Source organism: Frankia sp. CcWB2 (genome assembly GCF_977927585.1).
Genome location: NZ_CDWRCM010000129.1, coordinates 1 through 12,145, shown reverse-complemented (window position 1 = coordinate 12,145; position 12,145 = coordinate 1). Strand labels below are relative to the sequence as shown.

The following is a 12,145-nucleotide window of genomic DNA, read 5'->3' as shown; positions in this document are numbered from 1 at the left end:
GATACCGGGCGCAGCGCCTTCGGTTTCGAGTCGGCACCCGGCCAGATGACCCTTCTGCTCGACACGGGGCTCATCCCGGGCAGCCCCCGCCTGTACCGGCGGGCGGTTCTCCTCCGGAGCGGCCAGGGGCAAAGCTCCGGGGGTACCTATGTGGAGACTCCTCAACGCGGGCAGGCAGGACGTCCACGCCGCGCGGGCCCGGCGCAGGCACGGGCGAGGCACACCTGGCGGTCCCGTCTCGCCTGACCACCGCGGCCGCACAGCTCGGCCAACCCTGGCTGTCCGTCTGCCGGTACTGTGATCCACAGGTGGGATCTCGGACCGTGCGGCGGGGGTGCGGTGAGTGAGTTCGAACACGACTGTTTTCGTCGGTCGGTCAGCTGAGCTCGGCCAACTCGCGGCACAGTTCGCCGCCGCTGTCGCCGCGTACGGGTGCCGTTGTGTCCTAGTCGAAGGCCGCGCCGGGGTCGGGAAGACCACGTTGTTGAACCGGTTCCTAACGGACCTGGCAGTTGAACCGGTTCCTAACGGACCTGGCAGCCGACCGCGGCGAAAACTCCGGTGATGGCTCCGCGGCAGAGGCCGGGCCCACGTTCCGTGTCTTCCGCGTCGCGGCCGGTGAAGGCGGGCGTAGGCACGATCTGGAACTTTCGGCTCGTTTGCTCGACGTGCTGGGCGCCCCGGCCACCATGGCTGGCGATGCTTCCAGGCCTCTCGACGACCAGCGGATCCGCTGGACCGGCGACCTGCTGACCCGTGCCGTCACGGACCTGTGCGCCGCCGGGCCGGTCGTTCTGCACCTCGACGACATCCACTGGTGCGATCAGCCCTCGCTACGGCTGGTCAACTATCTGCTGCTGCGTTCCGGCCGGCTGCCGCTGCTGCTGGTGCTGACCGGGCGTCCACACAGCTCCCCGGGCCTCGACGAGCTGCGCCGTCACGCCGAGGTGGGCGGGACCGTCCTGCGCCTCGACGGCTTCGACGCCGACGAACTCGATGAGCTGTGCGACGCGGTCGGGGCCGGGCGCCAGCCGCGTCGCCGACTGCAGTCCCTCGTCGATGCCACCGGGGGAAATCCCCTGTGGCTTGCGATGCTGCTTGCCCACCAGGGCGGGAACGCGATCGCCCCGGCGACGGATGTGGGGGCACCACCGCCGCCGGAGTCGCTGGCCTCACTGGTCCATCGTCGTCTTGCCGCCTGCCCGCCGGACGGGCGCCGGTTCGCCGCAGTGGTCACCGTCCTGGGTCGGGCCTGTGCGCCGGCGCAGGCCGCCGTGATCGCCGATGTCGCCAACCCGGCCAGTGCTCTCGGGGACGCCCTGCGCCACGGTCTGGTCACCACGTCCGGTCAGCCGCCGCACCTGCGGGTGGTCCCGCCGCATGCGCTGATCCGCGCGGCCGTCTACCACGCCCTCGACCTCGCCGAGCGGACAGCGATGCACCTGGCGGTGGCCCGGTCATCCACCGACCCGGCCACCGCGTTGGAGCACCGCGCCGCGGCCACGCTAGTCCCGGACGGCGCGCTCGCGGTCGAGCTGGAGCAGCAGGCCGCAACCGAATCAGCCGCCGGTCTGCACATCCGCTCGGCGGACCATCTCATGCTCGCCGCCGCGGTGAGCCCGGACCAGGCCCGAGCCCGCGGCCTGCGGCTGGACGCGGCGATGTCGTTCCTGCAGGGCGGTGAACAGGACGAGGCGGCCGCGGCGCTGGGCGACGGTGCGGGCCGCGACCCGGAAAGACCAGCCCGATACCGCTACGTGCGCGCCCATCTGGACCTGCTGTCGGGCGACCGGGAGGCAGGCGAACGCGGTCTGGTGGGCAGCTGGGCTGAGGCGCGTTCCACGGGCGACGCGGCGACCGCGGCGCAGAGTGCCGCCTGGCTGGCCCAGGTGAACATCCCGGCCGGCCACTACCGTGAGGCACAGCTCTGGGGCCGGCGCGCCTTCGCGGAGACGGCGGCCTCGTCCGCCCATCGGGCTCTGGGGCTGGTCTTCGTGGCCACCGCACTCACGGCCGAGCACGGTGGCCAGCAGCCCTGGCGGAGCTCGACGCGGCCGGCGGCACCCTCGCCCCGACCGCGCACACCCTGGCCACGCTGCGAGTCGGCCGCGGGGTGACGCACCTGTAGTCGGGGAATCTGGCCACCGCGGCCGAACAGCTCGCCCCCGGTGGCTACGCCGACATCGAATCGGTGCATCTGCGGTTCATCGGACTGGCCCACTACGCGGAGGCCACCTTCCGTTCTGGGAGGTGGGCCGAGTCCGCGGCCGGGGGGGCGCGACGCCGTCGCACTCGCGGAATCTGCCGGGCACGTGTGGGTCATCGCCTTCGTCTACGCAACCGCCGCGCTCGTCCCGGCCGCCCGGGGGGAGGCGGCCGAGGCGGGCCGGCTGCTCACCCGCGCGGCGGAAAACGGTGCCCATGAAGTTCCATCGCTGTGCGCGTTCCACACCACGGCCGCCGCGCACCTCGCCGCAGCCCTCGACGACCCGGCCGGGGTTGTCGCAGCCTGCTCCCGGGTGGCCCAACTCGCCCATCCGGACGGGGCCACCGCCCCCGGCGTCTTCGACTGGCGCGACCTCCACGTCGAAGCACTGGTCCGGCTTCGCCGCCACGACGAGGCCGAGGCCGAGCTGGACCACTACGAGGCGCAGGCCCGGGCCCGTGCCTCGCCCTGCGCGCTGGCCGCCGCGGCGCGGGCCCGCGGGACGCTGCTCGCCGCACGCGGCCATGGAGCTACTGGAACACACCGCGGCCGAAGCGGACCGGCTGCACATGGTCTTCCCCGCCGCCCTGGCTCGGCTGCGCGCCGGCGAGGTGAACCGGAGCCTACGCCGGCGGCCGAAAGCCGAGGAGAATCTCCGGTCCGCCCTGGAAACCTTCACCAGCCTCGGCGCCCGGACCTACGCGGAGCGCTGTCACCGGCTGCTGGCGTCCCTCGGCGGCCCGGATGCCGCCGCGGGCTCGCGCACGGGGATGACGCGCCTGAAACTGCAACTGCTGCGGCGCATTCTCCGCGGCGACGACTTCGACGCGATCTCCGCCGAGCTTTACATCTCCCGGGGCCATGCCGAGAACCTGGCCCGCGACCTCTACCGGCTGCACGGTGTCGCCTCACGCGCCGAACTCGCCGGGCTGTATCTCGGCCTGCGGGGCCCAGGTCCCCATCCTCTTTCCCCGCTGGACCCTGACGATCCGCCGAGCAGGGAGGATCCGGGCCCGGACCTGGACCTGGATCCTCCGGGCGGCGGCTGACCGGGGTGGCGTCCCGAGCGTCCCGTCCTGGCAGGGGCCTGGGAAGACGCATGGGTTTCTCCACTGTAAGGCCGGGTGATCCGCAGCCTACGATGCGTCCGTGTTCGGTAATCGGGGGAGACGGGCCGGGTCGGGATCCGTCGGCCGGCGGGGGTATGCGGGGCGCTGGTGCTCCGCGGAGCGGCTGGTCCCGGGGGCGGCCGAGCACCAGGGCTTCCACCTGAAGGATTTCCACCTCGACATTCAGGTAGCTGCCGACGGTCGTTTCGCGGGCGTGCACACCTCGTACATCACCGATGGCCGCTCCGCGACGGATCTGAGCCCCGCCGGTTTGCGGTACCGCCGTTCACACGTCGCGAACGGCCGGGCCCACGGGGTGCTCGACCATGGCCGCGGCACCGGCGAGATCATGCTGGAAGGCTATGGCGCCGCCGGTCTGAGGGTGCATCACGAACCGGGACGGCTGGTGCTGCATCTCGACACAGCACTGATCGCAGCCGCCCCCGCGCTTTACACCCGGGCCGTCCTGCTTCCGGTGGGCTGACCATCCCCCAGCAGCCCGGCGATGGGCGGGCCGGCCGGTGGGCAGGCGACGGATGGGCAGGCTGGCCGACGCAGGCGCCCCCTCTGTTGGAACGCGGCGCGGAGCTATCGGCAGCCGAGACCCTGATCGGGCGGATCGCCGGCCCGGTGCAGGGGCAGCCCGCGTTCGGTGGCGCCGCGACCGGTGGCGGAGTGCTGCTGGTGGAGGGCCAGGCCGGCCTGGGAAAGACGGCTCTGCTGGCGCGGATCCGCGAGCTCGCGCGCTCAGCGGGTGTCACCGTCCTCGCTGCCCGCGGCGACCTTTCTTACCAGGACTCCCCCTGGTTCGTCACCGCCCAGTTGTTCCAGCGTGAGCTGCTGGCGCACACACCGGCCGAGCTGGGGGAGCTGGTGGGCGAGCACGGGGAGATCCTCGCCCGGGCCGTCGGCCTCGGTGTCCGCGGTGACGTCTCCGGCCCACCCGGTGCGTCCGGTGCGTCCAGCAGGCAGAGTGGGCACGGCCCGGACCCGCGGGACGTCGCCGACGGACTGAGCAGGCTCGCCGTGCGGCTGAGCAGGCTACGGGGGCCGCTGTTGCTGACGGTGGACGACGCCCACTGGGCCGACCGCTCCTCCTACGGCTGGATCTCCACGTTCGCGTCGCAGGTGGAGATGCTGCCGGTCGCGATAGTCATGGCCTGCCGCCCCGAGGAGCTCCCCCGCCGTTTCCCGTCCGCCATCTCGGCCGTCGCCGCCGCGGCCAGCCACCGACTGCGGCCGCTCAGCGCCGGAGGTGTCGCCGAGCTCGTCCGCCACGCGCTCGGCGACGGGGCGCAGGAGCCGTTCTGCGAGCGGGCCGGCGAGCTGACCGGAGGTATACCGCTCGTCCTCGTCGACGTGCTGTCCCGGGCTCGGGCACAGGATGTCACGCCGACCGGCGCGGGGCTGCCCGCCCTGACCGCGCTGGCGTCGAGGACGCTGGCCGCCCACCTGCTGGCACAGCTCGGCCGGCTCGGCCCGGCGACGACGGAGCTGGCCAGGGCGGTGGCGATCCTCAGCTCTCGGGCTACCCTCGACCTGGCCGCCCGGGTGGCGGGCCTGAACCGGCTGCAGGCCGAGGAGGCGGCCGACCGGCTACGGGCCGCGCTCGTCCTGCGGCCCGATGGTCCCGGCGATCCGCCCACGTTCCCACATCCGCTGTACGCCGACGCGGTGCTGCGGTCGCTTCCCCGCCCGGACCACATCCGGCTGCGCCTGGCCGCGGCCCGGCTTCTGCTGGACCACGGCCATGGCTGCCTCGACGCGGCGGCACACCTGCTGTCGCTGCCCCCGCGGGGTGAGGGGTGGGCCGCCGGAATTCTGCTTGCGGCCGGCCGGCTCAGCCTGGCCACGGGCTCGCCCGCCGAAGCAGCCGTGTTCCTGGACCGGGCCCGGCGTGAGCCGCCCCCGCCGGATGCGGCCGCCGAGGTGCTGCACAGTCTCGGCCTGGCCACCCTGGTACGGGACCCCCAGCAGGCGATATTTCATCTGTCCGCAGCCCTCGCGCAGCCCGGTCTGCGGCCGGGGCTGCGGGAGACCGTAGCACTGCGGCTGGCGAAGTCGCTGGCCCACGACGACCGGATGGCCGATGCGGTCCGGCTGCTCGACGTCGAGGCCCGCACGGCGGCGACCCACCAGGCCCGGCTACGGCTGCGTGCCGAGCACATGCTGTGGGCAATGTTCTGGATGGACGATGACGACGCGCACGCCCGTTCCCGGCGGCTGGCACGTCTGGTGCGGGGGATGTCCGGGCGGACGGTCACCGAACAGTCGCTGCTGGGCCTGCGGGCCTGGGACGCGATGTTGCGTGGGGAGCCGGCAGATACTGTCCTCGGCCTGGCGGCGGCCGCGCTGGGCACCGGGATGAGCTGGGTGGACGAGGACTGGGGGTTCGAGATCCCCGTCCTGGTCGCGCTGTGTCACCTGTACTGCGACCGACCCGAGCGGGCGCTGGAGCTGCATGCGACGGGCCTGGCGGAGCTGAAGAAGCAGGGCTGGCACGGTACCCATCTGGCGTTCGGCTACGCCCTGCACGGCCAGATCCACTACCGCACCGGGCGGCTCGTCGACGCCGAGTCTGCTGCCCGCCGGGCACTGCGGTGTGCCGACTCCCTCGCGCCGCGCAGCCCCGCCCGTTGGTTCGCGCTGGGCACCCTGCTGCAGGCGCTGGTCGCCCAGGGAAAGATCGAGTCAGCGGAGCAGGTCACCGCGGCCCACAGTTACGGCGGCCCTTTCCCGGAGGCGGTGACAATCCCGCTGCCGCAGCTCGTCCGCGCCGAGCTGAGCCTGGCCCAGGGCCGAACCGTCGAGGCCGACGATGTCCTGACCGATCTGGGCCGGCGGTTGGACGCCCGCGGCGCGGTCAACCCAGCATGGTGCCCATGGCTGGGGCTGCTTGCCCAGGCCCGGCGGCACACCGACCCGGCGCGGGCACGGGAGCTGGCGGACCAGGCCGTCTCGCAGGCGCGGCGCACCGGCGTCGCCTCAGCCATCGGCCAGACGCTGTGCGCTGCCGGTACCGTCACCGGCGGGTCGGCCGGGCTGGCCCTGCTGGCCGAGTCGGTGCGCAGCCTGGAGGCCTCCCCAGCCCGGTACGAGCACGCCCTCGCCCTTACCGAGTACGGCGACGCGCTGCGCCGCGCAGCCCGCAAGCGCGAGGCTCGTGAGGTGCTCCACCAGGCCGTAGACCTCGCCGCGAGCTGCGGTGCGCAGGCCCTGGCCGACCAGGCCGCTGAGCGCCTGGCGATGGCCGGCGGACGCCCGCGTCGCCCCCGGGGCTCCGGCGTCGCTGCGCTCACCGACCGCGAGCTGCAGATAGCCCGCTGCGCGGCCTCCGGCCAGACGAACGCCGCCATCGCCCGACACCTGCACGTCACGCCCTCGGCTGTGGAGAAGGCCCTGACCGGTATCTATCGCAAACTCGGCGTCGCGGGCCGCGGTGATCTACCCGGTCATTTTCGCTGACCGGGTGACCCCGGCTCCCGCATGCCGGCGATGTCGCCAGCCGGGTTCGCCGGTGCGACCGAGCCAGGCGGTGAAAGCGATTGATGCCAGACCGAGGGGACGAAGAATCCGGGCGCAGCACACTCATAAACCCTTTGGGAGCAGTTCCACTCCGGCGAGATCACCGGAGTGGACGATCCAGGCCAGCCAAACCGGGGGCGATCCGTGCGGCTCCTGACCAGGGATGATACCCAGTACGGTACACCTGACCATCCTGCTCTCCGAGACGTTGTCCCACCTCGGCTGACGTGGAAACCGTCGATCGCGAGCAGGGCGTGGGGCAGCGCCTCGCGGGCGGCATAGGCGTAGGTCGTGGACATGTCGATCGTGACGGCCCAGATCCCGGCGCGTCACTGCTCGGGCTGGGCGGCCAGCCAGTCGACGTCGCCCGCAACGGTCCGGCCCTCGACGACCCCGAGCAGGCAATGCCCGCCGGTCGCGTCGAACAGCCCGGTCGCGCACCGGTCCGCGTCCGCCACCCAGCAGCCACTGACCGGGTCCTGGTGATAGCGGGGCCGGCCGCGGCGATAGTCGATCCCGAGCACACCCACCCTGGACCGCGGCTCGGACACCGACCGCCGCGACCGGCGCGCACCCCACCCCCACGCCGCCCACGGCGCTCGTGGCATTGATGCCCCCGCGGTGTCGGTAGGGAGAGTGACCGTGATCCCGGCCAGCTCGGCCAACCGGTCCAGCGCATCCTGGGCCGTGTGCCAGCTGGAGCCGAGCGCGTCGGCGACCCGGCGCACCGGGACCAGCCAGTCCCCCGACGAGATGGCCCCTCGTCTCCCGGCCCGACACCGAGACCCGCGCCCCCCGTACGGCCATCGGCCCGGTCTCGGCGAAGGTCCGCTGCCCGCACGCGTCGTTGTCGCAGTACAGCCTCCGCTTGTCCCAGACCACTGCCATCGTCCGGATCACCAGGTGCGCCAGCCGCTGCTCGACACGCTCACGCAGCGGCCCCGACCTGGCCTCACCGCCCGGGTAACACACCGCCATCCCATCCAACGACGACAGGTACAGCTGCACCCAGCCCGACTCCCGCCGCTCGACGTGCACCACCCGGCAGCCCGACCATCCACGCGATATCCACATCCAACGACGTACCCCCGACCACGACACACCCGTTTCCCCGGCGATCATTTCCTCGACAATCATGATCTTGCCGGGAGTGGGTGCGTCGCCGTTTCCGGACACCATCGCCATCGCACTCCGCTACAGCCCTGAAGTTGCGAAGCGTCAGGCGTCGAACACGGCTTCAGGCGTAGTGTGCAGAGCCGGTTTGATGACGTATGCCTCGGCACCCGCTTGGGATTAGCGAAGCAGATTCCGCACCTAGGGAGTCGAAATGAAATAACTTGCGCGTTTCGAACCCTCCACAGGCCTGTGACCTGCGATGATGCTCTCGATCACGTATTTGTTACTTCATTACGTCCCCTAGGGCGTGGAAGTATGAACCGCCCCAAGATTCGTCCGCAGCGATTTCTGGCCATGCGTAACCTTTGTCGCGTCGCTGGTAGCCTGATCCAAGTAGCTGGCCGCTGGAGATGTTGACCATGCCGACTTACATGGCTTACTGACTACAGTAGACAAACTCAACATGATACCGCCCCCCACAGGGCGTGCGTTTCTTTTTTCTTATATTTCCGAGACGCAAGGCGATGAATTTGATTCAGACCGACAGGTGGGCGTTCATGGCTCGGGCCTTCTCGGCAAGCTCAGGCAGTTCCGCGACAGTGACGCCGGCTTGGGTGAGGAGTTCGTAGCCTTGGCAGTCAGCGACGAAGAGGCTGGGTTCGCGCCAGGCGATGACCACCCGTGGGATTTTTGCTTCCAGGATGAGCTGGGTGCAGGTGCGTGGCCGGGACTTACGCTGCGAGCAGGGTTCGAGGGTGCTGTAGATCGTCGCGGTGGCGAGCCGCGGGTCGTCGGGGGCGATCTTCACGAGGGCGGATTCCTCAGCGTGCACCGCGTCGTCGACCTCACGGAGAAGCCGAAGGCGATCTCCTCGTTGTTCTCGTCGACGATGACAGCGCCGACCGAGTAAGCGCCGGTGGCGGGCGGGCAGCGGTGGGCGAGTTCGATGGCCCGGGTCATCCAACGGTGGTCGTCGAGCTGGGGCATGGAGCAACTCGTCCTTCCCTGGGGCCAGTCCCTGGTGGAGGCGGACCGGATGGCCGGTGGCGGGATGGTAGTCAGACGGTGATGGCCGTGGGGACCTGGTCCATCCCCTGGCGGAACTCGCGTACCTGGGGGACAGTCTGCCATCCGGCGACGGCGTCACGCAGTGACCGCAGACTGGTCATGATGCGTCCGGAGTGCGTGCTGGCGCCGACCGTGAGTGCGTCGAGACCGAGTATCGCGGCTTGCTCGGGTTCGCGTGCTCCTGCGTGCGCGAGGGCTTCGCGGGCGAGGTAGACACCGCGGTCGCGGTGGAACGCGGAGGGGAGACCGTCGATCGCGGTCCGGAATCCGGTGGCTGCGGCCGGATAGTCACCGAGGGCGGCCAACAAGGCGTAGAGGAGGCGGGGGCCATCTCCCCACCGGCCGGGGCTGGGGCCGGTGACGGGGCGGCATCCAATGAAAAGCCCCCCGGCTGTAGCAGGGGGGCGAGCGCAGACCTACACCGCCCAAGAGGGGACGGTTCAGACTGTCTTTCGGTCATATCCCATCGATCGGGGACGGTGGCGGCTATCGGCTTTTGTAGATGTCGTGAGTCCCAATCCGCAACCAGCGCACATGAGAGCCGTCCCGGCCTGGGACGGGGTCCCCGTACTCCCACAGCGCCCGGCCGTCCTTCGCCCAGCGCAGCTCGAACACGCCCGGCTCCGAGCGGAAGCCCTTCACCCCGAGGCTCGGGTGGAACTGGCCCGGCTCCAAGCCCTCGCGGAACAGCACGACCGCGCGGCGGAACGCTCGCCGCTGCTCGGGAGTCAGCCGCGCGTACTCCGCCACGAAGCGGGCCACCTGCTCGTACGCGGGCACGCCGTCACGATAGTGCGTCGATCATTCCGAGCTCACGGGAGGTACGCGGCTCATCAGCTTGCCTTCGGGTGTTCCTCGACGGCCAACTGGTCCAGCTCGTCCAGAAGGGCATCGAACGCAGCGTCGGACAGGCAGAAGACGGTGCGACCCGCCTCGACATCCTCGTGGGCCTCGTCGATCGCGCGCTTGGTGTCGGGGTCGGGTTCATCAACCCACTCGTGGGGCTCAGGGTAGGGCTGCGCCGTCGCGTCCATGGCCAGCCTCCGCATCGGTGCGCATCGTGTCGACCCAACCTTAGCTTCGTCCCTGATGGCTTGCGGCGGCAGCCTGGGCGAGCCTCAGGGCTGACGGACCCAAGCTGACACGGCCGATGTGCCTGCGGCTGTTGGCACGCGAAGGCTGGGCGCGGCAGCATCCGTTCACATCAGCCATCGGAGTGGTGCCCGCTGCGCGGCAGGAGTCGCGCCCCACGTTGACCGTCTCGTGGCCCCTCATTCAAACCCGAGGATGGGACGTCTGCCTGATCACCACACCGGCGGCCGTGGCGTTCATCAACATACCAGCACTTGAAGAACAGACCGGTCATCCTGTGAAGAGCGTCTACCGCCAGCCAGGCGAGCCACGATCGAACTCGTTCCCCCAGGCAGACACGATCATCGTCGCCCCGGCGACCTACAATACGATCAACAAATGGGCTGCCGGTACCAGCGACAACTACGCCCTTGGTGTCCTGGCCGAGGTATTCGGATTGGGTATCCCGGTCATCGTCCTGCCGTTCGTCAACTCGGCTCTGGCCGCGCACTTCGCCTTCCAGCGCAGCGTCACTGAGCTGAGGAAGGCCGGAGCCCACATCCTCATGGGACCGGGGGCCTGGCAGCCGCACGAGCCCCACACCGGCGGCCAGCACTTGGACACGTTTCCGTGGGGACTCGCACTCGACGAAGCGGACTATAGGACCGCGGGGAGCTGACCGTCCTGGACCAGTCCCAATGCCACTGACGCTATTTGGATCTTGGCTGGCGCCGGGGTGTCGGTTCCGGTAGTTCTGCCTGGTTAGCAGCATGATCAGGGGTGTGGCGGACACTGGGGCGGTGGCGGCCGGCCGGCTGACGGACTGGGTCTCGCTGGGGGTCCTGACGTCGTTCGTGCCGCGTGACGCGGTCGACGAGGCGATCGAAGCGACCGGAAAGGGCGCCAGGCGCAGCGACGCGACGATCCCGCCGCACGTGGTGGCCTACTTCGTGATGGCGTTGGCGCTGTTCGCGGACGACGACTACGAGGCGGTCGCACGCCGGCTGGCCGGGACGCTCGACGACTTCGACGTCACCTCGCCGAAGTGGGAACCGACGACGGGCGGGCTGACCAGGGCCCGCCAGCGGCTCGGCCCGGCGCCGCTGGCGGAACTGTTCTGCCAGGTCGCGGCGCCGGTCGCGGACCTGGACACCCTCGGGGCGTTCCTCGGGGCGTGGCGGCTGATGAGCATCGATGGGCTGGAGTAGGACGCGCCCGCGTCCAAGGAGAACATCGCCGCGTTCGGCCTGCCAGCAGGCCGTGACGACGCGCCGGGGGCGCTGCCGAAGGTCCGCGCGGTGACCGTGTCCGAGTGCGCCTCGCACGCGGTGGTCCTCGCCGAACTCGGCCCGGCTGGCGGAACGAAGGCCGCCAGCGAGCAGGCCCTCGCCCGAAGCCTCTACCCACGGCTGGAGTCCGACTGGCTGCTGCTCGCCGACCGGAACTTCTCCTCCTGGGGGAGGACTGGCGCACGGCCGCGGACACCGGTGCGGCGCTGCTGTGGCGGGTCAAGGCCACCCTGCGCCTGCCCCCGCTGAAGGCGCTACCCGACGGTTCCTACCTGACCGTCCTGATCAACCCGAAGATCACCGGGAAGGCGCGTGACGCGCTGCTCACCGCCGCCCGCGCCGGCACGCCGCTGGACCCGGTGAAGGCCCGCTACGCCCGCCTCGTCGAGTACGACGTCCCCGACCGGAAAGGCGACGGGAAACACGAGATCATCGCCCTGATCACCACCATCCTCGACCCACGGGAGGCGACGGCGACCGCCCTGGCCGGGGGTTATCACCACAGATGGGAACAGGAAACCGGCAACGACCAGCTCAAGACCTACCTGCGCGGCCCCGGCAGGGTCCTGCGCTCCAAGCACCCCGACACCGTCTACCAGGAGATCTGGGGCTACCTGCTCACCCACCACGCGATCGCCACCCTGACCTGCCAGGCCGCGACCGCCGCCGGGATCGACCCCGACCGGATCAAGTTCAAACGCACCGTAAGGATCATCCGCGACCGGGTCGTCACCGACCCGACTTTTCCCCCTGACCACCAT

At 70.8% G+C, this 12,145-nt stretch carries 14 protein-coding genes and 1 pseudogene; 9 read left to right on the top strand and 6 right to left on the bottom strand.

Translation table 11 applies throughout. The features are described from left to right. The 6 genes from ACY45C_RS14235 to ACY45C_RS14210 all read left to right on the top strand — a co-directional run. On the top strand, nucleotides 1-246 hold a 246-nt coding region (locus ACY45C_RS14235), incomplete at its 5' end, for a hypothetical protein (protein ID WP_462188085.1). A 97-nt stretch (nucleotides 247-343) separates the two neighbouring features. Beyond that, complete coding sequence (locus ACY45C_RS14230) at nucleotides 344-565, top strand: AAA family ATPase (protein ID WP_462188084.1); 222 nt, start codon at nucleotides 344-346, stop codon at nucleotides 563-565. A gap of 94 nt (nucleotides 566-659) precedes the next feature. Continuing rightward, nucleotides 660-2,117 carry a hypothetical protein gene (locus ACY45C_RS14225; protein WP_462188083.1) on the top strand — a complete coding sequence of 486 codons (1,458 nt, stop codon included), beginning with the start codon at nucleotides 660-662 and terminating at the stop codon, nucleotides 2,115-2,117. A gap of 613 nt (nucleotides 2,118-2,730) precedes the next feature. Beyond that, nucleotides 2,731-3,255 carry a hypothetical protein gene (locus ACY45C_RS14220; protein ID WP_462188082.1) on the top strand — a complete coding sequence of 175 codons (525 nt, stop codon included), beginning with the start codon at nucleotides 2,731-2,733 and terminating at the stop codon, nucleotides 3,253-3,255. Nucleotides 3,256-3,355: 100 nt separating this feature from the next. Then, a complete protein-coding gene (locus ACY45C_RS14215; RefSeq protein WP_462188081.1) occupies nucleotides 3,356-3,799 on the top strand; it encodes a hypothetical protein in 444 nt (147 codons plus the stop codon). Nucleotides 3,800-3,885: 86 nt separating this feature from the next. Then, nucleotides 3,886-6,780: an AAA family ATPase gene (locus ACY45C_RS14210; RefSeq protein WP_462188080.1), complete on the top strand. Its 2,895-nt coding sequence runs from the start codon at nucleotides 3,886-3,888 to the stop codon at nucleotides 6,778-6,780. Here ACY45C_RS14210 and ACY45C_RS14205 read toward each other — a convergent pair. The 6 genes and pseudogenes from ACY45C_RS14205 to ACY45C_RS14180 form a co-directional block, all read right to left on the bottom strand. Next, nucleotides 6,768-7,160 carry a transposase gene (locus ACY45C_RS14205; protein ID WP_462188086.1) on the bottom strand — a complete coding sequence of 131 codons (393 nt, stop codon included), beginning with the start codon at nucleotides 7,158-7,160 and terminating at the stop codon, nucleotides 6,768-6,770. The two genes, ACY45C_RS14210 and ACY45C_RS14205, sit on opposite strands and share 13 nt — an antisense overlap. A 9-nt stretch (nucleotides 7,161-7,169) precedes the next feature. Beyond that, on the bottom strand, nucleotides 7,170-7,568 hold the full coding sequence (locus tag ACY45C_RS14200; protein WP_462188079.1) for a hypothetical protein: 399 nt from the start codon (nucleotides 7,566-7,568) through the stop codon (nucleotides 7,170-7,172). A 923-nt stretch (nucleotides 7,569-8,491) separates the two neighbouring features. Further along, nucleotides 8,492-8,943: pseudogene (locus ACY45C_RS14195) on the bottom strand (deaminase). Between the two features lie 71 nt (nucleotides 8,944-9,014). Next, nucleotides 9,015-9,332, bottom strand: coding sequence for a hypothetical protein (locus ACY45C_RS14190; protein WP_462188078.1), 318 nt, complete (start codon nucleotides 9,330-9,332; stop codon nucleotides 9,015-9,017). Nucleotides 9,333-9,510: 178 nt separating this feature from the next. Next, on the bottom strand, nucleotides 9,511-9,804 hold the full coding sequence (locus ACY45C_RS14185; RefSeq protein WP_462188077.1) for a hypothetical protein: 294 nt from the start codon (nucleotides 9,802-9,804) through the stop codon (nucleotides 9,511-9,513). 53 nt (nucleotides 9,805-9,857) lie between these two features. Further along, nucleotides 9,858-10,058 (bottom strand): hypothetical protein, encoded by a 201-nt coding sequence (locus ACY45C_RS14180; protein ID WP_006543091.1) that lies wholly within the window; start codon nucleotides 10,056-10,058, stop codon nucleotides 9,858-9,860. A gap of 218 nt (nucleotides 10,059-10,276) precedes the next feature. Here ACY45C_RS14180 and ACY45C_RS14175 point away from each other — a divergent pair, with 218 nt between their 5' ends. From ACY45C_RS14175 to ACY45C_RS14165, 3 genes are all read left to right on the top strand, one after another. After that, a complete protein-coding gene (locus tag ACY45C_RS14175) occupies nucleotides 10,277-10,774 on the top strand; it encodes a flavoprotein (protein ID WP_462188076.1) in 498 nt (165 codons plus the stop codon). Between the two features lie 103 nt (nucleotides 10,775-10,877). Beyond that, the gene (locus ACY45C_RS14170; protein ID WP_462188075.1) at nucleotides 10,878-11,303 is read left to right on the top strand and encodes a transposase domain-containing protein; all 426 of its coding nucleotides are present in this window, start codon (nucleotides 10,878-10,880) and stop codon (nucleotides 11,301-11,303) included. A 104-nt stretch (nucleotides 11,304-11,407) separates the two neighbouring features. Then, nucleotides 11,408-12,145, top strand: a 738-nt coding sequence (locus tag ACY45C_RS14165; RefSeq protein ID WP_462188074.1) for a transposase, incomplete at its 3' end; no start/stop codon positions are given.